This window comes from Streptomyces sp. NPDC059564, assembly GCF_042735575.1.
Classification (GTDB): domain Bacteria; phylum Actinomycetota; class Actinomycetes; order Streptomycetales; family Streptomycetaceae; genus Streptomyces.
Genome location: NZ_JBHWBP010000016.1, coordinates 24,357 through 45,322, shown reverse-complemented (window position 1 = coordinate 45,322; position 20,966 = coordinate 24,357). Strand labels below are relative to the sequence as shown.

Sequence of the window (20,966 nt, the reverse complement as noted above, 5' to 3'; positions counted from 1 at the left end):
GTGTTCGGGGTAGGCTCCCGTGGGTCGAAAGGAGTGACCTGCGATGACGACGCCCGCGAACAACGGCCCGCACGGTGGGGCGAACCAGCCCGAGGACGACGATCCGTTCGGCTACCTCTACGCGGACGGCCAGGCCGCCGGTGCCGCCCCGCCCGCCTCGGGCGGTGGATACGGCTACCCGGGCCCGACGGGCGGTGGTCAGCCCGGCACGCAGCCCGGCGTCCCCCGCACCTCGTACAACCAGGTACGGACGGTCGGCGAGCGGACCTACGGCGGCCAGCGCGGCCAGGTGCCGCCGCAGCAGCAGCCGCCGGCCTACCAGGCGCAGTACCAGGCTCCCGAGGCGCTCCAGGCGGGCGGCTACGGCGTCCCCGCCCAGCAGCAGTACACCCAGCAGGTCCCGCTCCCGGGCGGCGGCGGCCGGAGCGGCCACGGCGGTGGCGGCGGCTCCAGCCGCAAGGGCATGCTCATCGCGGCGGTGGCCGTGGTCGCGGCGGTCGCGATCGGCATCGGCGCGGCGGTCACCTTCGGCAACAAGGACGGCGACAAGCCGAAGGACAAGGCGAACCAGCAGAACCAGCAGTCCGCCGCGCCCCAGCCGAACCCGGCTTCCGGGCAGCCCAGCGGCTCCCCGCAGCCCTCCCAGGCCCCGCTTCCGAAGGGCGAGGCCGCCAGTACGGGCATGGCGCTCACGGGCGGTGCGACGCTGATGACGGCGGTTCCCGGTGCCAAGAGCAGCGGGGGCCAGTACGTCGGCAACTTCAACCAGCCCGGTGCGGCGCTGACCTGGACCCTGGACCTGCCCAAGGGCGGCACGTACCGGTTCTACGTGCGCTTCGGCATCCCGGGTGAGGACGCGAACGCCACCCTGGCCGTGAACGGGAAGCCCAACAGCACGCCGCTCAACATGCGCAACTTCGCCAACTCGCCGAAGGGCGACTGGGAGAACGGCTGGCAGACCACTTGGGGCCAGGTGACCCTGAACAAGGGGACCAACACGATAAAGATGTCGTGCGAGGCCGGGAACAAGTGCAACGTCAACATCGACCAGCTCTGGCTCGAGCAGGGCTGACCCGTCCCGGCCGCGGCTAGAGCGGCGTGACCTTCACCGACCCCCGTACCTCCTCGTAGGTGCGGGGGTCGAATTCGCCCGCCACCGGGGCGTGGACCGTGGCCGCCGAGAGGGCCGTGGCGCGGGTGAGGCGGGCCGGCCAGTCGAGGCCCTCCGTCAGGGCGGACAGGAGGCCCGCCACCGCGGAGTCGCCCGCGCCGGTGGGGTTTCCGGCCAGGCGGTGGGGCGGGGTCGCCTGCCAGGTGCCCTCGGGGGTGGCGGCGAGGAGGCCGTCCGGGCCCAGGGAGGTGACTACCGCGCGGGCGCCCCGGCGGCGGGCGTCGCGGGTGGCGGGGAGCGGGTCGCGGGAGCCGGTCAGCTCCGCCAGCTCGGCGGCGTTCGGCTTGATGATCTCCGGCCGGGCGGCGACCCCGCGGCGCAGGGCCTCGCCGCCGGTGTCGAGGAGCACGGGGACGCCGGCCGCGCGGGCCGCCCGTACGAGGACGGCGTAGGCGCCGACCGGCACGCCCGGGGGCAGGCTGCCGCACAGCGCCACCGCGCGGGCCCCGGTGAGGAGTTCGGCGTACCGGGCCTGGAAGGCGGTCCACTCGGCGGCGGAGATCTGCGGGCCGGGTTCGTTGAACTGGGTGGTGTCGCCGGTGGCTTCGTCGACGACGGCCAGGGTGCGCCGGGTGGTGCCCGCGCAGGCCAGCAGGGCGTCCGTCACCCCGGGGGTGTCCGCCAGGAGTTCGCGTACGAGCGCGCCGGACGGTCCGCCCGCGAAGCCGGTGGCCGTCACCGGATGGCCGAGCGCGGCGAGCACGCGGGCCACGTTCAGGCCCTTGCCGCCCGGGCGTTCGGCGACACCGGTGACCCGGTGGGAGGCGTGCGGGAGCAGTCGCGGCACCCGGTGGGTGACGTCGAGTGCGGTGTTGAGCGTCACGGTGAGGATCATGGCCAGCCCCGGTCTCGGTGAATGCCGGGATCATGCCAAATCGAGGGCGGCGGGCCCAGTCCGTGGGGCCCGCCGCCTTTCTCCGTACAGCCGAAAGGCCGCTCAGGACAGCGGGTTGACGATCCATTCGCCGCGCCGCATGACGCCCTTGACGCCGAACGCGGCGTCGAGGACGACCAGGTCGGCGTACTTGCCGGGTTCCAGCGAGCCGACCTGGTCGTAGAGGCCGAGGAGCTTCGCGGGGTTGGCCGAGATCGCCTGGACCACGGATTCCACCGGGAGCCGGTCCACCGTCACCGACCGCTTGAACGCGGTGTCCAGGGTCAGGGTGGAGCCGGCGATGGAGCCGCCCTCCACGAGCCGGGCGACGCCGTCCTTGACCTCGACCTCCAGCGGGCCGAGGTGGTAGGTGCCGTCGCCGAAGCCGGCGGCGTCCATGGCGTCGGTGATCAGCGCGACGCGGTGGGCGCCCGCGTGGTGGAAGGCCAGCTCCAGCATCGCCGGGTGCAGGTGGGTGCCGTCGTTGATCAGCTCGACGGTGACCCGCTCGTCCTCCAGCAGCGCGGCGATCGGCCCGGGGGCGCGGTGTTCGAGGCCGGGCATCGCGTTGTAGAGGTGGGTGGCGACGGTCGCGCCCGCGTCGATGGCCTGGCGCGTCTGGTCGTACGTGGAGTCCGTGTGGCCGATCGCGGCGATGACCCCGTGCTCGGCCAGCAGCCGTACGGAGTCCAGCCCGCCCGGCAGCTCGGTGGCGAGGGTGACCATGCGGGCGGTGCCGTGCGCGGCGTCGATCAGCTTGCGGACCTCGGCCGGGTCGGGGTCGCGGAGCAGGTCCTCCTTGTGGGCGCCCTTGCGGCAGGGGTTGATGAAGGGGCCCTCGAAGTGGATGCCGGCGATCTCGCCCTGCTGGGTGAGCTCGGCGAGCAGGGCGGCGCGGCGGGCCAGTTCGTCGAGGTCGCCGGTGACGGTGGAGGCGACGAGGGTGGTGGTGCCGTGCTCGCGGTGGGTCCGTACGCCCTTGAGGACCTCCTCGGGGGTGCCGGAGGTGAAGGAGGCGCCGCCTCCGCCGTGGTTGTGCATGTCCACGAAGCCGGGGACGAGCCAGTGCCCGGTCAGGTCGAGGACCTCGGCGCCCTCGCGGGCGCTGCCCGCGATGCGGTCGCCCTCGACGATCACGCGGCCGCCCGCGACGGTCCCGGTGGGCAGGACCACCCTGGCGCCGGAGAGAACGGTGCTGTGTGCGCTTCCGGACATCAGGCAGGTACCTCCGTGGCGAGTAGGTCCCAGGCGAGCAGCCCTGCGCCCAGGCATCCGGCGGTGTCCCCGAGGGCCGCCGGAACGATCTCGGGCAGCCGCTGGAACGTCACGCGCTCCTCGACGGCCGTCCGTAGTGGTGTGAACAAGGTTTCCCCCGCCTCGGCCAGCCCGCCACCGATGATCAGCGTGCGCGGGTCCAGCAGGGTGATCGCGGTGACCAGCCCGTCGGCGAGCGCGCCGATGGCGGCCAGCCAGACCTCGCGGGCGCGCGCGTCGCCCGACTCGACGGCCTTGGCGCAGTCCGCGGCGTCGGCCCCGGGGTCGCCGGAGGCGGCGGCCCAGGCGCGGGAGACGGCGGCTGCGGAGGCCAGGGTCTCCAGGCAGCCGTGCTGCCCGCAGCCGCAGGCGGGGCCGCCGGGGCGGACCACGATGTGGCCGATCTCTCCCGCGTAGCCGTGGGCCCCGGCCTCGATGTGGCCGGCGATGCCGATGGCTCCGGCGATGCCGGTGCCCAGCGGGACGAACAGGAAGCGGTCGGCGCCCCTGCCCGCGCCGATGCGGCCTTCGGCGAGTCCGCCCGTGCGGACGTCGTGGCCGAGGGCGACGGGGATGCCGCCGAGGCGGGCGGTGAGCAGCTCGCGCAGCGGTACGTCGCGCCAGCCGAGGTTGGCGGCGTAGACGGCGGTGCCCCGTTCGGCGTCGACGATGCCCGGGACGGCCACTCCGGCGGCGGAGGCGGCCGTTCCGAAGCGTTCGCGGCCCAGGTGCAGCAGCTCGTCGGCGAAGTCCAGGATCGTCTCGACGACGGCCTCGGGGCCCCGCTCGCGGCCGGTGGCGCGGCGCCCTTCGTACAGCAGGGTTCCTCCTCCGGCTGCCGCTGGGTGGGGCCCCCGGGCGATGAGGGCGGCCTTCATCCCGGTGCCGCCCACATCGAGGGCGATGACGTGTTTCACGGGTTTCACAGGAGACAGTCTCGCGTGCTCGGGAGGCAAAGGTCTAGTCCAATGGAGGGGATTGTTGAGCTGCCGTACAAAATCGGGACCTTGGTCCGGCTACGGTCCGGACACAGTCCGGGCGCAGCGCCGTTCCGGATGTGGAGGAGCCGCCAAAGTGGTGTAGACCTTACGGGAATCGTACGTACAACCAGGGGTGGATCGAGAACCGTGAAGGGCCGTTACCTGAGCCTGGCCGCAGCCGGGGCCGCGCTGTGCCTGACCGCCGTGACGCTGACGGGCTGTGGAGCCGTGTCGGGTCTCAGCGGGGACAACGAGGTGACCCTGCGGGTCGTGGCGGCCGACTACGGCGACAATCCGCAGAACTCCTCCGCGACCTACTGGAAGGGCCTCGCCAACTCGTTCGAGAAGGACAACCCGAACGTCCACGTCGAGGTCAGCGTCTACTCCTGGTCCGAGGTCGACGCCAAGGTCGCCGCGATGGTCAAGGCCGGAAAGGCCCCCGACATCGCCCAGATCGGCGCCTACGCCGACTACGCGGAGGCGGGCAAGCTCTACACCGCCGACGAGCTGCTCTCCGTCACCACCGAGGCCGACTTCCTCGCGCCGCTCGCCGACGCGGGCAAGGTCAAGCGGGTCCAGTACGGCATGCCCTTCGTGGCCAGCACCCGGCTGCTCTTCTACAACACCAAGCTGCTCGGCGACGCCGGGGTCATCCCCAAGGACGGCTCGACGCCGTGGCAGCCCAAGAGCTGGGCGGACCTGGAAGCGGCCGCCAAGAAGCTCAAGGGCGCGGGCGTGCCCACCCCCTTCGCGGTGCCGCTGGGCCGCGAGGAGGCCCAGGCCGAGTCGATGATGTGGATGCTCGCGGGCGGCGGCGGCTACACCGACAACGAGGAGGCGTACGCGATCGACTCCCCGGAGAACGTGAAGTCCTTCGAGTTCCTGCGCGACAAGCTGGTCGGACAGGGCCTGACCGGCCCCGTCGAGCCGGGCAAGCTGGACCGCCAGGCCGCCTTCGACGCCTTCACCCGGGGTGAGGTGGGCATGCTCAACGGCCACCCCACGCTGCTCAAGCAGGCCGCCGGCAAGGGCGTGAAGTTCGGCATGGTGCAGATGCCGACCACCGACGGGACCGACCACTCCGCGATGGGCGTCGCGGACTGGGTCATGGCGTTCAAGAACGGCCACCAGAAGGAGTCCGGGAAGTTCCTGGACCACCTGTACTCGGCGAAGAACGTGACCGCCTTCACCTCCATGTACGACCTGCTGCCCGTCACCACCAGCGGCTACCGGGCCATGGAGGCCGGCACCGGCGGCTCGGCGGCCCAGCTGAAGACCTTCCTGGCCGCCCTGCCGACCGCCCGCCTGTACCCGGTCGGCAAGAAGTCCTGGGCCGGGGTCAGCGAAGAGATCAAGCAGAACATCGGCCGGTCCGTCCAGCCGGGCGGCCAGCCCGCCAAGGTGCTGGAGGACATCGCGACGAACGCGCGGAAGGCGGACGGCGAGCACTGAGGCCGCCCGGCCGCCCGCCCGGCCCGCTGTCGGTGGGCGGCGTTAATCTGGCCGTATGACGGACGACGGGCGGCTGACGGCCACGGAGGCCGCCGTGCTCGCGTACGAGGGACGAACCTGGTCCGGGCCCGGCGCCAAGGAGCGGGCGATACGGGAAGGGCTCGGCCTGACCCCCGTCCGCTACTACCAGCTGCTCAACGCCTTGATGGACGATCCACGGGCACTGGAGCACGCACCGGGCACCGTCAACCGCCTCCGCCGGATCCGCGAGGCCCAGCGGGCCCGGCGCTAGGTGACTCTTCGCGAAGGGGTGGGCGCGCTCCGGCGGCGCCGGTAGGGTCGTTCGCATGGGGAGCCATCCGCACGACCTGCCGATGCCCGTGCCCGCCACCGCAGCCGGACGCGAGGGACTCGAAGCCCTCCTCCGCGCACCCCGCAGGGCCGTCGTCGCCCTCGACTTCGACGGCACCCTCGCCGACATCGTCCCCGACCCCGACCAGGCCCGCGCGCACGCCGACGCCGTACCGGCGCTCGCCGAGCTGGCCCCCGAGGTCGCGGCGGTCGCTGTCGTCACCGGCCGGCCGGCCGGGGTCGCCGTCCGCTACGGCGGCTTCGCCGGAGTGCCCGGACTGGAGCACCTCGTGGTCCTCGGCCACTACGGGGCCGAACGCTGGGACGCCGTCACCGGCATCGTGCACGCCCCCGCCGAACACCCCGGAGTGGCCGCCGTACGGGCCGAGCTGCCGGGCTTCCTCGACGCGATCGGGGCCTGGCGCGGGACCTGGATCGAGGAGAAGGGCCAGGCGCTGGCCGTCCACACCCGCCGCGCCGAGGACCCGGAGGCGGCCTTCGCGGCCCTGCGCGAACCCCTCGCGGAGCTCGCCGCCCGCCACGGGCTGATGGTCGAGCCGGGCCGGGCCGTCCTGGAACTGCGGCCGCCGGGGATGGACAAGGGGGTCGCGCTGAGCGAGTTCCTGGAGGAACGGGAAGCGGAGGCCGTGCTGTACGCGGGCGACGACCTCGGCGACCTCGCGGCGTACGCGGCCGTCGAGAAGCGCCGGGCCGACGGTCTGCCCGGTCTGCTCGTGTGCAGCGGCTCGGCCGAAGTCCCCGAACTCGCCGCCCGCGCCGACATCGTCCTCCCCGGCCCCGCCGCCGTCACGGCCTACCTGGCCGCCCTGGCCACCGCCCTGCAGGACCGGGACTAGACGGACCGGCCGGGCCGGACGGACCCCGGCCGGGCCGCCGCGCCACGGCCTACGGGATCCGCGTGGCCAGGCCCGCGCACAGGAGGCGGACGCTGCGCAGGAACTTCTCGTCCTCCCCGTAGGCCGACGCGGCGGCCACGGTCAGCGGGAAGCGCGCCACCAGCGCGGCGCCCTCCTCCGGGGTGACGGGCGCCGCGGGGGACTCGCTCTGCTCCTGGAGCACGAAGCCCGTGACGTGGCTGAGCAGCACGTCCGCGCCGATCGCGCAGTGCTCGTCCGGCACGCCCGCCGCGCGCAGGGTCTCCAGCAGCCGTTCCATCACCGACAGGGCCCCGGTGCTCAGCACCTTCGGGCTGTCGGCGAACATCACCGCGCCCCCGGCGTGCCGCCGGATGCCGGCGCGCAGGGTGAGGGCCTGGGCCTCCACCCGCTCCCGCCAGCCCGCGCCGGGATCCAGCGCGGCCAGCGCCGCGCTGCCCGCGTCATAGGCCTGCCGCGCCACGCGGTCCGCCATCAGCTGGACCAGGACGGCCTTGCTGGGCACGTGGTAGTAGAGGCTGCCCGCCTTCGCGTCGAGCCGCTGCGCCACCCGCCGCATGGACAGGCCGTGGAAGCCGGACTCGGCGAACTCCGCCATGCCCGCGTCGATGATGCGTTCCTTCGTCAGCTTCATGGGAGCAGCCTACGCCCATTTTCTAACAGTGTTTGAAAGGTGCCGCCGGGAGCGCTACTGTCGTCCCACGACGACCGAAGGGGGGTGGCGGCGATGGGCGCACTGGTGTTCAACGTGACCACGGCGGCACTGATGGTGATCATGTTCAACGGGGGCCTGGACCTGCTCGGCCGGGGCACACTGCGCGGGCGGCCCGTCCCCTGGGCGGCGGTGGGCCTGACCGCGCTCGCCCTCGCCGGGGTCGCGACGCAGCTGTGCTGGTCCGGAGCCATGGACGCCCTCGACGACGACCCCGCCGAGAGCGGCTGGTGGCGGGTCGTGACCGCCGTCTTCATGCAGAACGGCGGCCTCCTCGGCGGCGCGTGGAACATCGCCACCCTCGCCGCCGTCGCCGCGCTGGCGAACTGGTTCTGGGGCGCGCCCCGCACCCTCGCCCTGTTCCTCGCCGGGATCCTGCTGCCGGAGCACATCGACGCCCTGATCGGCATCGGCGGCGGCCACAGCACCGACCCCCGCAACTTCGCCGGCAGCTCGGGCGCCACCTACTTCCTCGGCGCGACCCTCGCCGCCGCCCTCCTGCTGCGCGCCCTGCGCTCACGCCGTGCCGGGACGCCCGGGGGCAGCGCCAAGGAGCTGCTGCTCGCCGCCGGGGTGCCCGTCCTCGGCCTCGCGCTCTGGTTCGCCCAGGCCAACGGCCACGGCCTGGTCTCCTGCTACGGCTTCCTCCTCGGCGCCCTCGCCCTGAGCCTGCCGGGCCGCCCCGCGGCCACCCCCGTTCAGGCGCCGGCCAGCGCCGCCAGCTGAGCCTCGAACCAGGCCGCCGGGGGCAGCGCCGTAGCCGCCGCGGCCAGCCGCTTCGTCCGCTCCGCCCGCTCCTCCCGCGGCATGGACAGCGCCTCGTGCAGGGCCTCGGCCGTCGCCGTGACGTCGTACGGGTTCACCGTGATCGCGTCGCCCTTCAGCTCCTCGTACGCCCCGGCGCCGGTCGACAGGACCAGCGCGCAGCCCTCCTCCGACACCACCGGGATCTCCTTCGCCACCAGGTTCATCCCGTCCCGCACCGGGTTCACCAGCGCCACGTCCGCCATCCGGTACGCCGCGAGCGAGCGCGCGAAGTCGTCCTCGACGGAGACCAGCACCGGCTGCCAGTCCGGCGTCGCGAACTCCGCGTTGATCTCCGCCGCCAGCTCCCGCACCGAGTCCGTGTACGCCCGGTACACCGCCAGGTCCTGCCGGGACGGGTACGCGGACGCCAGGTGCACCACCCGCTCCCGCCACTGCGGGTGCGCCGTCAGTAGCTCCCGGTAGGCCAGCAGCCCGCGCAGGATGTTCTTCGACAGCTCGGTGCGGTCCACCCGGACGATCGTCCTGCGGCCCGCGACCTCCGCCCGCAGCCCCGCCAGCTTGTCGTCGACCTCCGGCCGGTGCGCGAGCGCCCGCAGGTCGTCCGCGTCCACGCCGAGCGGGTACGGGGTCACGTGCGTGAACCGCCGCTCGCCGGGCCCGCCCCCGTCCGGCCGCGTCCGCCGGTGCGCGACCCCGTGGCCGTCGGTCCCCGTCGGCCAGGACGGCTCCGCGGTGCCGGTCGCGTCGTCCCGCCCCGCGCCGCGCACGAAGTCGTGGGCCCAGGCCCGGGTGTGGAAGCCCAGCCGGTCCGCGCCGAGCATCCCCCACACCAGCTGCCCGCGGATGTCGTCCGGGAGCATGCCCAGGAACTCCGGCGACGCCCACGGCGTGTGCGTGAAGTGCGCGATCCGCAGGTCGGGGCGCAGCTCGCGCAGCTGCCCGGGGACCAGCGCCAGGTGGTAGTCCTGGACCAGGACCGCCGCGCCCGGCCCGGCCTCCTCGGCCAGGGCCTCGGCGAAGGCCCGGTTGTAGGAGACGTACGCCTCCCAGTGCCGCCGGAACGCCGCGTCGAAGACCGGCTCGCGCGGGACGTCGTAGAGGTGGTGGTGGGTGAACCAGAGCACCGAGTTGGCGATGCCGTTGTACGCGCCGTCGTACACGGCGGGATCGATGTCCAGCATCCGGACCCCCGGCTCGGCGACGCCCCGCCGCACCGCCTCCCGGTCGGCGTCCGAGAGGGCCGCGCAGATCCACAGGGCCTCCGGCTGCCGGGCCAGCGCGGCGGACAGGCCGGAGACGAGACCGCCCCCGCCGCGCCGGGCGCTGAGGGTCCCTTCGGCGTCGAGGGCGTACGAGAGCGGGCCGCGGTTGGCGGCGACGAGTACCTGGGAAGCCATGGGGCGAACCTAGCCCGGCCGGTCCCGGCTCAAACCGAGCCGTGCGCCACACCCCCGGGGCTCAGGCCACCCGGCGCCCCGCGTACTCCGCGACCTCGGCCATCGGCGGCCGCTCCTCGGTGTCCACCGGGTAGGTGTGCGGGACGAACCCGTCCGGCCCCCGCTCGAACTGCGTCAGCTCCGGCCGTACGAGGTGCGCGCGCGAGAGCCGCAGCTGCGCCGTGCGGTAGATCGCGGCGGCCATCCGGCCCAGCGCCTGCCCGTCCTGGTGGCGGTGCAGCCGGACCCCGACGTCGACCTGGGCCAGCGCGTCCAGCCCGACCGTGTGCAGCGCGTCGACCAGCAGGCCCAGCTCGACGCCGTACCCGACGGGGAAGGGCAAACGTTCCAGCAGGGAGCGCCGTACGGCGTACTCGCCGCCCAGCGGCTGGACGAACCCGGCCAGCTGCGGCCAGTGCAGGTTCAGCAGGGGCCGGGCGACCAGCTCCGTCACCCGCCCGCCCTGGCCGGGAGCGTCGCCCAGCGGGCGGTCGTACATGGCCTTGACGAACTGCACCTGCGGATCGGTCAGCAGCGGGCCGACGATCCCGGAGACGAAGGACGCCGAGAAGTCCCGCAGGTCGGCGTCGACGAAGCAGACGACGTCCCCCGTCGTGGCGAGCAGCGAGCGCCACAGCACCTCGCCCTTGCCGGGCAGCGCGGGGATCCGCGGCAGGATCGCGTCCCGGTGCACCACGCGGGCGCCCGCCGCGGCCGCGACCTCCGCCGTACGGTCGCTGGAGCCGGAGTCCACCACCACCAGTTCGTCCACCAAGGGGCTCGCGAGGCCCTCGATGAGATCGCGCCGGATCACCGCCACGATCTCCCCGACCGTGGCCTCCTCGTTGAGCGCCGGCAGCACCACGCTGACCGTCGTCCCGGCCGCCCGTTTCCGGTCCAGCAGCTGGTCGAGCGGTCGGTCGGCGGCGGACCAGGAGCGGTCTGCCAGCCAGCGCTCCACCTCATCCAGCACTCTCGGCACTCCCTGGTCGATCGGCGGTTTCGGTCGAAATGTGATCCATCTCGCCGTTCGGACGGCTGTCTCAACCGCCCGGCCCTTCGGTTACAGTCTTGAACAACGCGAAGGACCACCGCATGCCGGGGGTCCCGCGTACAAACGCACCGGCGCGCCACAGAGCGCGTGTGCCGGTGCCATACCGCTCATCCAGAGGGGCAGAGGGACACGGCCCGTTGAAGCCCCGGCAACCCTCCAGTCGGTTCTCGCGATGCGTTTTCGAACGTACTCCCGCGAGGTCCCCGGCTAGGGAAGGTGCCAATTCCGTCTCATGGCGAAGTGCGCCATGGGGAAGATGAGGAGAAAGGGCCTCGCCATCATGGCTGCACAGACTGCCGCTACCTCTGTCGACCTCGGACCTGCCACCGGACTTTCCTGTCGCGAGTGCGGCACCCGCTTCGAGCTCGGCCCCATTTTCGCCTGCGTCGAGTGCTTCGGGCCGCTGGAAGTCGCCTACGACCTGCCGCTCGGCACGGGTTCATCTGAAGACGTCGAAGCCCTGCGCGCGGCGATCGAGGCCGGCCCGAACAACATCTGGCGCTACGCGCCGCTGCTGCCGGTCCCGGCGGACGTGGCCTCCAAGCCGAGCCTGAACCCCGGCTTCACCAAGCTCGTGGACGCGCGGAACCTGGCCAAGGAGCTGGGCGTCACCGGCAAGCTGTACGTGAAGGACGACTCGGGCAACCCGACGCACTCCTTCAAGGACCGCGTCGTGGCCATCGCCGTCGAGGCGGCCCGCGCCTTCGGCTTCACCACCCTGTCCTGCTCCTCCACCGGCAACCTGGCCGGCGCCGTCGGCGCCGCGGCCGCCCGGGCGGGCTTCCGCTCCTGCGTGTTCATCCCGCACGACCTGGAGCAGGGCAAGGTCGTCATGGCCGGTGTCTACGGGGGCGAGCTCGTCGGCATCGAGGGCAACTACGACGACGTGAACCGCTTCTGCTCCGAGCTCATCGGCGACCCGCTGGGCGAGGGCTGGGGCTTCGTCAACGTCAACCTGCGCCCCTACTACGGCGAGGGCTCCAAGACCCTGGCCTACGAGATCTGCGAGCAGCTCGGCTGGCAGCTGCCCGACCAGATCGTCATCCCGATCGCGTCCGGCTCCCAGCTCACGAAGATCGACAAGGGTCTGCAGGAGCTGATCAAGCTCGGACTGGTCGAGGACAAGCCGTACAAGATCTTCGGCGCCCAGGCCGAGGGCTGCTCCCCGGTGTCGAGCGCGTTCAAGGCCGGCCACGACGTGGTTCGCCCGCAGAAGCCGGACACCATCGCCAAGTCCCTCGCCATCGGCAACCCGGCGGACGGCCCGTACGTGCTGGACATCGCGCGGCGCACCGGCGGCTACGTCGAGGACGTCGACGACACGCAGATCGTCGAGGCCATCAAGATCCTGGCGCAGACCGAGGGCATCTTCGCCGAGACCGCGGGCGGCGTGACCGTCGGCGTGACGAAGAAGCTCATCGAGAACGGGCAGCTCGACCCGGCGCTGACCACCGTGGTCCTGAACACCGGTGACGGCCTCAAGACCCTGGAGGCGGTGTCCGCGGACAGCGGCCAGACCGCCACCATCCGCCCGAGCCTGGACGCGTTCCGCGCCGCCGGCCTGGCCTGACCCTCCCCCGACACCCGGAAAGGCGGTAGCGCCATGAGCGTCAACGTCCGCATCCCCACCATCCTGCGCACCTACACCGGCGGCGTCGCCGAGGTCCCGGCCGAGGGCGCCACCCTGGCCGAGGTCATCGAGTCCCTGGAGAAGAACCACCCGGGCATCGCCGCGCGCGTCCTGGACGACCAGGGCAAGCTGCGCCGCTTCGTGAACGTCTACGTCAACGACGACGACGTGCGCTTCGAGGGCGGTCTGCAGGCGGCGACGCCGGACGGCGCCGGAGTCTCGATCATCCCCGCGGTCGCGGGCGGCTGACGCCCCGGCTCTTCCGCGAAAACCTGAATTGCCCCCTCCGCTAATAAGCGGAGGGGGCAATTCTGCTTGATTGGGCGCGGTAGAGTTGGGGAAGTCCCCTCCGATGTTCTTGCCCGCCGCATATGAGCGGGCCCCGGAAGGGTTGACATTGAGTCAACATGCAAGCGGCCTATGGGGCTTTGGCGAAGATTGTCTGGCCCGAGTTGCCCTGCCATATGCCAAATTTTCACTCTATTTCAATGTTTCCGCGTGTCCAGAATTCTCGTCGGATTGACCTGTTGCAGACAGCAGCGGTGCGGATACATTCAGCCCCGGTCGAGGCGTTCCGGCGCAAGTTCTGACCCGGGACCGCGAAGTGCGGTACCGCGCAAGGGCCAGTAATAGGGGAGTTAGGCATGGCTCAGGGCACCGTCAAGTGGTTCAACGCGGAGAAGGGCTACGGCTTCATCGCGGTCGACGGTGGTGCGGATGTGTTCGTCCACTACAGCGCCATCCAGATGGACGGGTACCGCACCCTTGAAGAGGGTCAGCGGGTCGAGTTCGAGATCTCGCAGGGCCAGAAGGGTCCGCAGGCGGACATGGTCAAGCTCGCTGCCGGCTGAGTCCCCAGCGCGATCGACCACCGACGCACAGACACACGAGGGGCCCACATCCTGGACACGGGATGCGGGCCCCTCGTACGTTGCGGCGGCCCGCCGCCCGGCCGGGAGACGGCCCGGAGGCGGCCGGAAGGCGCCCGGCGTTGCCCGAAGCCGCTTGCACTCGCGGGGGTCGAGTGCTAATCATTGGCGTTAGCACTCTCCAGGTGAGAGTGCTACTAAGACGAGGACCGGGTCGGTGAGGCCCGACGGGTCCGGCGGGAAGGAACCGCCGGCTCCGCAGGCCGTCCGTCGCGGGCGCGGGCGCGGTCCGGAGCAATCCACCCCTGTCCGGGAGGACCACTTCAGATGGCCAAGATCATTGCGTTCAACGAGGAGGCCCGGCGCGGTCTCGAGCGTGGCATGAACCAGCTCGCCGACGCCGTCAAGGTCACCCTTGGCCCCAAGGGTCGCAACGTCGTCCTTGAGAAGAAGTGGGGCGCCCCCACGATCACCAACGATGGCGTCTCCATCGCCAAGGAGATCGAGCTCGAGGACCCGTACGAGAAGATCGGCGCCGAGCTGGTCAAGGAAGTCGCCAAGAAGACGGACGACGTCGCCGGCGACGGTACGACCACCGCCACCGTCCTCGCCCAGGCGCTCGTCCGCGAGGGCCTGCGCAACGTGGCCGCCGGTGCCAACCCGATGGCGCTCAAGCGCGGTATCGAGAAGGCCGTCGAGGCCGTCTCCGCCGCCCTGCTGTCGCAGGCCAAGGACGTCGAGACCAAGGAGCAGATCGCCTCCACGGCCTCCATCTCCGCCGCCGACACCCAGATCGGCGAGCTCATCGCCGAGGCCATGGACAAGGTCGGCAAGGAAGGCGTCATCACGGTCGAGGAGTCGCAGACCTTCGGTCTGGAGCTCGAGCTCACCGAGGGCATGCGCTTCGACAAGGGCTACATCTCGGCGTACTTCGCCACCGACATGGAGCGTATGGAGGCGTCGCTCGACGACCCGTACATCCTGATCGTCAACTCCAAGATCGGCTCGGTCAAGGACCTGCTGCCGCTCCTGGAGAAGGTCATGCAGTCCGGCAAGCCGCTGCTGATCATCGCCGAGGACGTCGAGGGCGAGGCCCTGTCGACCCTGGTCGTCAACAAGATCCGCGGCACCTTCAAGTCCGTCGCCGTCAAGGCCCCGGGCTTCGGCGACCGCCGCAAGGCCATGCTCGGCGACATCGCCATCCTCACGGGCGGCACGGTCATCTCCGAGGAGGTCGGCCTCAAGCTCGAGAACGCGGGCCTGGACCTGCTCGGCCGCGCCCGCAAGGTCGTCATCACCAAGGACGAGACCACCATCGTCGACGGCTCCGGTGACAGCGACCAGGTCGCCGGCCGCGTGAACCAGATCCGCGCCGAGATCGAGAACTCCGACTCGGACTACGACCGCGAGAAGCTCCAGGAGCGCCTCGCGAAGCTGGCCGGCGGCGTGGCCGTCATCAAGGCCGGCGCCGCGACCGAGGTCGAGCTCAAGGAGCGCAAGCACCGCATCGAGGACGCCGTCCGCAACGCGAAGGCGGCCGTCGAAGAGGGCATCGTCGCCGGTGGCGGCGTGGCCCTGCTGCAGGCCTCCTCGGTCTTCGAGAAGCTCGACCTCGAGGGCGACGAGGCGACCGGCGCCAACGCCGTCAAGCTCGCGCTGGAGGCCCCGCTCAAGCAGATCGCCGTCAACGGTGGTCTCGAGGGTGGCGTCGTCGTCGAGAAGGTGCGCAACCTCCCGATCGGCCACGGCCTGAACGCCGCGACCGGCGAGTACGTCGACATGATCGCCGAGGGCATCATCGACCCGGCGAAGGTCACCCGCTCCGCGCTGCAGAACGCGGCGTCGATCGCGGCCCTCTTCCTCACCACCGAGGCCGTCATCGCCGACAAGCCCGAGAAGGCCGGTGCCCCCGCGGGCGGCGGCATGCCGGGCGGTGACATGGACTTCTGATCGGCCCCTGGCTGATCGGCTGTTCTTCGACCGAGGGCGGCACTCCTTCTTCGCAAAGGGGTGCCGCCCTCGGGCGTTCCGCGGCCCGCTAGAAGCCAGTGGTGTCGAGCGCGAAGCCGAACGGTTCGGGGACCTGCAAGGGCTTCCCGAAGGACACCGTCGTGCGTGAGCGGTATCCGTGCGGGGAGGGGTCCCAGAAGCAGGTGATCTCCGAGTCCTGCATGTCGACCACCAGGTAGACGGGCACGAGCCGGCCGTACACGTCGAGCTTCTCGTTCCAATCCGCGTCCCTGGTGGAGACGGACGTGAACTCTCCGACCAGCGACAGTGCCGCTCCGTCCGCGTGCAGCCCCTCCTGCTCGAAGGCCACCTCGTCCGCGACGTACAGGTCCGGTCCGTAGCCGCGCTCCGCTGCCTCGAACCGGAAGAGGAAGGGGGAGGTGTCCGCGAACTGCCCCTCGGGGACGTGGGCCTGGAGCTGCTCGCGCAAAAGCCGCATGCGACGGGAGTAGCGCAGCTTGGAGAACGGCGACACGATGATCTTCCCCCGGATGAGCTCGGCTTTGAAGCCGTCTGGCGTGTCCATCTCCGCAACCGTGCGCAGGAGCGTTTCGAATGTCGGCGGTGCCGCCTGCTCTATCCGTGTGGCCCGTTCGATCATGATCGTCACCGTTGTCCTCCGCGTGGCGTGCCGTGCACTGGGCGTGAGCCTCGTTCCAGGCTAGCGGCGGGAGGGTGGCCGCGCCCGGGTGCCGAGACGGATCACCACCGATCGGGGGGCTTTGGTTGACTGGGGGCATGAGCGATCTCTTCGTGAAGATCTGCGGGCTCAAGGCGGCCCGCGACGTCGACGTGGCCGTCGGGGCCGGGGCCGGGGCCGTCGGGTTCGTGTTCGCGCCCGGGAGTCCGCGGACGGTCGACGCGGCCACCGCGCGGGAGCTGGCGGCGCGGGTGCCCGAGGGGGTGCTCACCGTCGGGGTGTTCCGGGGGCAGTCCGTTGAGGAGGTGCGCCGGCTCACCGAGGAGAGCGGCGTGCGCGGCGTACAGCTGCACGGGGACGAGGGGCCCGAGTACTACGAGGCTCTGCGCGCCCCCGGCCGGACCCTGCTGCGGGCCACCGCCGAGCACGTGCGGCGCTGCGGCGAGTACGGCGAGGACCTGCTGCTGCTCGACGCCCCCGACCCCGGCTCCGGCAAGCCGTGGAACTGGGGATCGGCGCAGTTCACCGCCCCCGAGGGTCGCTGGCTGCTGGCCGGCGGGCTGAACCCGGGCAACGTGCGCGAGGCCGTCGCCGCGACCGGCGCCTGGGGCGTCGACGTCTCCAGCGGGGTCGAGCGGGAACGCGGCGTGAAGTCCCCCGAGCTGATCCGCGCCTTCATCGCCGCAGCGCGATCGTATGATTACTCTGAGTGAGAACAGTGGCATGAGGGCCCGGCGGGCGGGCAGAACCGCCCCATGGAACCGGAACCGTACGGATGGCTGCGGCGCCTGACCGCCCGCCTCGCCCCCGGAGGCGGCGGCGGGGGTCTGCCCGGGCTCGCCCCGCGCCGCACCCCCGTCTTCACCGCCGACTTCGCCTCGGACACCCAGTGGGTGGCCGGCCGCTCCTGGGCCTATCCCGACGGCGGCCCCGTCAACCCGGGCGACAACAAGCTCGACCACCTCGTCGCCGACCCCGCCTACAGCCGAGGCGGGACCTTCCTCGCGACCCTGCGCCCCGACGGGAACTGGGACACCGGGCTGCTCACCACCGAGGGCAGCGACGAGGGCTTCACCGTACGCACCGGCGACGTGCTGGAGGCCCGCGTCCGGCTGCCCGCCGAGACGGGGGCCTGGCCCGCGATCTGGACCTGGCGGGACGGCGGCCAGGAGATCGACGTCTTCGAGTACCACCCCGACAACCCCGACCTGCTGGAGCTCTCCAACCACGTCCGCGAGGCCCACCGCTACCACCGCGATCCGGAGGTCCGCCCCGGAGCGTGGGTCGACCTGAAGGTGGAGTTCGGCCGCAGCTCGGTCGTCTGGTGGGTCAACGGCCGGCGCGTCTTCTCCGACCGCAGGGGCGTCGGCCGCGGCTGGTACGCGTACCTGATCGTCAACCTGTCGGTGTCCGCCGGCCGGTACCACCCGGCCCCCGGCCCGGAGCTGACCCGGATGTCCTACGAGGTGTCCGGCCTGCGCGTACTGCGGGCCTGAAGGACGGTCGGCGGGGGCCTTAGGGCCCTGCGGGAGCGGACCTCCTTCACGGTCCGGGCCGTCAGGGCGCGCGCCAGACGGTCAGGTCCGCGGTGAGCGAGTCCGGCAGGCCCTTCAGCCGCACGACCGACTTGGTCTGGATCACCAGCAGCCCGACGTCTCCCGACGGGTGCCTGACGCAGATCTCGGTGCCGGCCGCCGCCGCGGCCAGCGGGAGCCGGTGCTGGGTGGCGTGGGCCGTGAGCAGGCTGCAGTCGTCGAAGCTGCCGGAGCCGGGCTCGCCGTAGAGCTGGACGAGCACGCTCGCGTCGCTCGCCAGATCGCAGTCCAGCTTTCCGCAGTCCAGCCGGATGTCCCCGGTGCGGTCCTCGTGCCGGACCGGTTCCTTGATGCCGATCGAGTTCGTCTCGTCCAGCCGCACCCCGGCGTAGGGGACGGGCACGGGCCGCGCGGGCGACGACCTGGGTGATGACGTGGGCGGGCCCGGTGCGGGCGCGGAGGCTTCCGGGGTCTTTCCGCCGGTCGCCGCCGGGCTGCCGGACCCCGAGGGGGCCGCGGCCGGTCCGGAGCGCTTGGCCGCCGTCCGTTCGCCGACGCCCCGCGCCGCCTCGAAGACCATCCAGGCCAGGCCGGCCAGCAGGAGGACGCAGGCCGTTACGACCGCGGTGACGATCAGAGCGGTACGCCGCCTGCGCCGGCCCTGTTCCTCCGGGGTCAGGGCCGGGGCCGGGGCGGCGGCCCGGGCCGGCTGCGGGGCCATCGGCGCCGGTGGCCGCTCGGCGAGCGCCCGGGTGTTGACCGGGGTGGGGTGCGGGACCGGAGCCGGGACGCTCACCTCGGGCCCCATCACCTCCCGCCAGACGGCCGGTCCGCCGCCCCCGTCGGCCTCCTTGCCCAGCCGCTGCCTGCACCACGTCACGATCTCCGCCGGGGTGGCCCGTTCCTCCGGGGCGGAGGCCAGGCACCGGGCGATCAGCGGCCGCAGTGGCTCGGGGAGCCGGGACAGGTCGGGCTCGGAGTGCACGATCCGGAAGAGCACGCTCATGGAGGGGCCGTCCCCGTACAAGGGCTCGCCCAGCGCGGCGAACGCGGCGGTCTGGCCCAGCGCGAAGACGTCGCTGGCCGTCGTGACCTCGCCCGCCGAGGCCTGCTCGGGGGACATGTACTGGGGGGTGCCGATGGCGGTGCCCGTGGCGGTGCCCGCGCTGGTGTCGGAGGCCAGCGAGATGCCGAAGTCGATGACGCGGGGTCCGTCGGCGGCCAGCAGCACGTTCGACGGCTTGAGGTCCCGGTGCACGATGCCCGCGCCGTGGACGGCCTGCAGGGCCTCGGCCACCCCGGCCACCAGCCACAGTACGGCGGGCACCGGCAGCGGGCCGCTGCGGTGCACGGCCTCCGACAGGGAGGGGCCCGGTACGTACAAGGTGGCCAGCCAGGGCGGCGTCGCGTCCGCGTCGGCGTCGATCAGCTCGGCCGTGTACGCTCCGCGGACCCGTCGGGCGGCCTCCACCTCGCGCCGGAACCGCCGCCGGAAACCCGGGTCCTCGGCCAGTTCCGGGCGCACCACCTTGATGGCCACCGGGCGCCCGCCCTCGGTGTGGGAGAGGTAGACGCGGCCCATGCCGCCCGCGCCGAGCCGGGCCGCGAGGCGGTAGCCGGCCACGGTCCGCGGATCTTCGGCCCGCAGCGGCTGGAACACGTCGGTCGAGCTGTTCATCGGTCTCCCCCCGATTCCCCGGATCAACCGATGAGTTGACCCCACTCACCCTAAGCGCCGGGCCGTGCCCGTGACGTGCCGGGGAGCCGGGCGGGGCGACCTGCCCGGGGGAGGGCGGGCTGAGCCGATCCGGTCGCCCGTACGGGTGAATTTCCCACGGCCGTCCGTTCGAGGCCCCACCCCGGACGGCAGCCCGGAACGCCCCGTCCGCGGCCGCTGCGACACGCCTGCCGCGACCGCCCCGGCCTATCCGCCAGGCGGAGGCGGCGGCTCAAGTCTTCCGCGGGTGGGACCCGATGAAGGAGAGGGCCGTGTCCCGGGACCCTGCGCCGGACCCTGCGCCGGTGACGGGCGCGGCTCACCCACGCCGATCCACACGCACTTCAGGAGTTCCCTCCATGCGTCTGCTTGCCGCGCGTCTGACCACCGCCGCCGTCCTCGCCCTGGCCCCCGTGACGGCGGGTACGGCCTCCGCCGCAGCCCCGGAGCCGACCCCGGCTCCGCTCCACACCACCGCGAACGCCATCCCGGGCAGCTACATCGTCACCCTCACCAAGTCCTTCCGCCCGGCGGAGTTCGCGGAGACCCTCGGGCTGAAGCCGAAGTTCACGTACGGCCATGCGATCAACGGGTTCGCCGCGAACCTCACCGAGCAGCAGCTGAAGGCCGTCCGGGAGGCGTACGGCGTGGTGTCCGTGGAGCAGGACGGGAAGGTGAGCTCCCCGCCGGCTCCCGAGAAGGGCGCCGAGGCCATGTCGCCCTCCCACTCCTGGGGGCTGGACCGGATCGACCAGAAGTTCCTGCCGCTCGACAACAACTTCAGCGCCCACGGCAGCGGCCAGGGAGTGACCGCGTACATCGTCGACAGCGGCATCGACTTCACGCACGCCGACTTCGGCGGCCGCGCGGTGCGGGGCTTCGACGCGATCGGGGACGGCCGCAACGGTGCGGACTGCAACGGCCACGGCACGCACGTCGCGGGCACGGTCGGCGGTACGACGTTCGGCGTGGCGCGGAAGACGACGCTGGTCAGCGTACGTGTCTTCGGCTGCACCGGCGGGGGGTCCTCGTCGGCGGTCATCGCGGGCTTCGACTGGGTGGCCGCCAACGCCCGCCAGCCGGCCGTCCTGAACGCCTCCCTGGGCGGGGACCGTTCCGCCGCGGTGAACGCCGCCGCCACCGCCGTGTCCGACCGGGGCGTGCTCCCGGTGATCGCGGCGGGCAACGAGAACAGGGACGCCTGCCAGGTCTCGCCCGCCTCCGCCCTCCGGGTGGAGACGGTCGGCGCGACCGACCGCTTCGACCAGGAGGCCTCCTTCTCGAACTTCGGCGAGTGCCTCGACATCTACGCCCCGGGCCAGGACATCACCTCGGCGAAGCTGGGCGGCGGCAGCACGAACATGAGCGGTACGTCGATGGCCGCCCCGCACGTCGCCGGTGTGGCCGCCCTCTACAAGGCCGAGCACCCCAACGCGCTGCCGGCCGAGGTGCACAACTTCCTCTCCGACAAGTCCACGAAGGACATGGTCGAGAACCTGAGCGACAACAGCCCGAACCAGCTGCTGTTCACCAACGGCCTCTGATCGACGGTCCGGGCCCGCACGGGGAAGACCCCGTGCGGGCCTGCGACACAGAAGATATGAAACGTCATCATGT

At 72.3% G+C, this 20,966-nt stretch carries 20 protein-coding genes and 1 riboswitch; of the genes, 12 read left to right on the top strand and 8 right to left on the bottom strand.

Translation table 11 applies throughout. The annotated features are described in order from the left end of the window. The first annotated feature begins 43 nt into the window (after positions 1-43). Positions 44-1,072, top strand: coding sequence for a CBM35 domain-containing protein (locus ACFV0Q_RS05910; protein ID WP_385001027.1), 1,029 nt, complete (start codon positions 44-46; stop codon positions 1,070-1,072). A gap of 16 nt (positions 1,073-1,088) precedes the next feature. Here ACFV0Q_RS05910 and ACFV0Q_RS05905 read toward each other — a convergent pair whose 3' ends face one another. The 3 genes from ACFV0Q_RS05905 to ACFV0Q_RS05895 form a co-directional block, all read right to left on the bottom strand. Further along, positions 1,089-2,006 (bottom strand): 1-phosphofructokinase family hexose kinase, encoded by a 918-nt coding sequence (locus ACFV0Q_RS05905; protein WP_385001024.1) that lies wholly within the window; start codon positions 2,004-2,006, stop codon positions 1,089-1,091. Between the two features lie 102 nt (positions 2,007-2,108). Then, positions 2,109-3,260 carry an N-acetylglucosamine-6-phosphate deacetylase gene (gene nagA / locus ACFV0Q_RS05900; protein ID WP_385001021.1) on the bottom strand — a complete coding sequence of 384 codons (1,152 nt, stop codon included), beginning with the start codon at positions 3,258-3,260 and terminating at the stop codon, positions 2,109-2,111. Continuing rightward, positions 3,260-4,216: an ROK family protein gene (locus ACFV0Q_RS05895; RefSeq protein ID WP_385001055.1), complete on the bottom strand. Its 957-nt coding sequence runs from the start codon at positions 4,214-4,216 to the stop codon at positions 3,260-3,262. The genes nagA and ACFV0Q_RS05895 overlap by 1 nt, the downstream gene beginning before the upstream one ends. Positions 4,217-4,426: 210 nt before the next feature. Here ACFV0Q_RS05895 and ACFV0Q_RS05890 point away from each other — a divergent pair, with 210 nt between their 5' ends. From ACFV0Q_RS05890 to otsB, 3 genes are read left to right on the top strand one after another with little or no spacing between them, the layout of a single operon-like run. Then, positions 4,427-5,731: an extracellular solute-binding protein gene (locus tag ACFV0Q_RS05890; RefSeq protein ID WP_385001018.1), complete on the top strand. Its 1,305-nt coding sequence runs from the start codon at positions 4,427-4,429 to the stop codon at positions 5,729-5,731. A 55-nt stretch (positions 5,732-5,786) separates the two neighbouring features. Next, a complete protein-coding gene (locus ACFV0Q_RS05885; RefSeq protein ID WP_385001015.1) occupies positions 5,787-6,023 on the top strand; it encodes a DUF3263 domain-containing protein in 237 nt (78 codons plus the stop codon). 55 nt (positions 6,024-6,078) lie between these two features. After that, a complete protein-coding gene (gene otsB / locus ACFV0Q_RS05880; protein ID WP_385001012.1) occupies positions 6,079-6,939 on the top strand; it encodes a trehalose-phosphatase in 861 nt (286 codons plus the stop codon). Between the two features lie 49 nt (positions 6,940-6,988). Here otsB and ACFV0Q_RS05875 read toward each other — a convergent pair whose 3' ends face one another. Then, positions 6,989-7,612: a TetR/AcrR family transcriptional regulator gene (locus ACFV0Q_RS05875; protein WP_385001010.1), complete on the bottom strand. Its 624-nt coding sequence runs from the start codon at positions 7,610-7,612 to the stop codon at positions 6,989-6,991. Positions 7,613-7,705: 93 nt separating this feature from the next. Here ACFV0Q_RS05875 and ACFV0Q_RS05870 point away from each other — a divergent pair, with 93 nt between their 5' ends. Next, entirely contained in the window at positions 7,706-8,416 is a 711-nt protein-coding gene (locus ACFV0Q_RS05870; protein ID WP_385001007.1) for a hypothetical protein, read from the top strand. On the opposite strand, the gene ACFV0Q_RS05865 is transcribed toward ACFV0Q_RS05870, so the two are convergent. Both ACFV0Q_RS05865 and ACFV0Q_RS05860 read right to left on the bottom strand, forming a co-directional pair. After that, positions 8,389-9,855: a trehalose-6-phosphate synthase gene (locus tag ACFV0Q_RS05865; RefSeq protein ID WP_385001004.1), complete on the bottom strand. Its 1,467-nt coding sequence runs from the start codon at positions 9,853-9,855 to the stop codon at positions 8,389-8,391. The genes ACFV0Q_RS05870 and ACFV0Q_RS05865 overlap by 28 nt on opposite strands. A 61-nt stretch (positions 9,856-9,916) precedes the next feature. Next, entirely contained in the window at positions 9,917-10,867 is a 951-nt protein-coding gene (locus ACFV0Q_RS05860; RefSeq protein ID WP_385001002.1) for a glucosyl-3-phosphoglycerate synthase, read from the bottom strand. A gap of 185 nt (positions 10,868-11,052) precedes the next feature. Then, positions 11,053-11,211: riboswitch (SAM riboswitch) on the top strand. Between ACFV0Q_RS05860 and thrC the strand changes: the two genes are divergently transcribed. From thrC to groL, 4 genes are all read left to right on the top strand, one after another. Beyond that, positions 11,205-12,518, top strand: coding sequence for a threonine synthase (gene thrC / locus ACFV0Q_RS05855; RefSeq protein ID WP_385000999.1), 1,314 nt, complete (start codon positions 11,205-11,207; stop codon positions 12,516-12,518). It overlaps the preceding riboswitch by 7 nt. Before the next feature lie 33 nt (positions 12,519-12,551). Further along, positions 12,552-12,827: a MoaD/ThiS family protein gene (locus ACFV0Q_RS05850; RefSeq protein WP_385000996.1), complete on the top strand. Its 276-nt coding sequence runs from the start codon at positions 12,552-12,554 to the stop codon at positions 12,825-12,827. Between the two features lie 395 nt (positions 12,828-13,222). Beyond that, positions 13,223-13,429 carry a cold-shock protein gene (locus ACFV0Q_RS05845; protein WP_008743607.1) on the top strand — a complete coding sequence of 69 codons (207 nt, stop codon included), beginning with the start codon at positions 13,223-13,225 and terminating at the stop codon, positions 13,427-13,429. 345 nt (positions 13,430-13,774) lie between these two features. Next, a complete protein-coding gene (gene groL / locus ACFV0Q_RS05840) occupies positions 13,775-15,397 on the top strand; it encodes a chaperonin GroEL (protein WP_385000993.1) in 1,623 nt (540 codons plus the stop codon). An 88-nt stretch (positions 15,398-15,485) separates the two neighbouring features. Here groL and ACFV0Q_RS05835 read toward each other — a convergent pair whose 3' ends face one another. After that, positions 15,486-15,983, bottom strand: a complete 498-nt coding sequence (locus ACFV0Q_RS05835; protein WP_385000990.1) for a Uma2 family endonuclease — start codon at positions 15,981-15,983, stop codon at positions 15,486-15,488. A gap of 212 nt (positions 15,984-16,195) precedes the next feature. Between ACFV0Q_RS05835 and ACFV0Q_RS05830 the strand changes: the two genes are divergently transcribed. Next, entirely contained in the window at positions 16,196-16,810 is a 615-nt protein-coding gene (locus ACFV0Q_RS05830; RefSeq protein ID WP_385000987.1) for a phosphoribosylanthranilate isomerase, read from the top strand. Positions 16,811-16,852: 42 nt separating this feature from the next. Next, positions 16,853-17,593: a beta-glucanase gene (locus ACFV0Q_RS05825; RefSeq protein WP_385000985.1), complete on the top strand. Its 741-nt coding sequence runs from the start codon at positions 16,853-16,855 to the stop codon at positions 17,591-17,593. A 61-nt stretch (positions 17,594-17,654) separates the two neighbouring features. Here ACFV0Q_RS05825 and ACFV0Q_RS05820 read toward each other — a convergent pair whose 3' ends face one another. Then, positions 17,655-19,310, bottom strand: coding sequence for a serine/threonine-protein kinase (locus ACFV0Q_RS05820; protein ID WP_385000982.1), 1,656 nt, complete (start codon positions 19,308-19,310; stop codon positions 17,655-17,657). Positions 19,311-19,708: 398 nt separating this feature from the next. On the opposite strand from ACFV0Q_RS05820, the gene ACFV0Q_RS05815 reads away from it, so the two are divergent. Further along, positions 19,709-20,893 carry a S8 family peptidase gene (locus ACFV0Q_RS05815; RefSeq protein WP_385000979.1) on the top strand — a complete coding sequence of 395 codons (1,185 nt, stop codon included), beginning with the start codon at positions 19,709-19,711 and terminating at the stop codon, positions 20,891-20,893. Positions 20,894-20,966 lie beyond the last annotated feature (73 nt).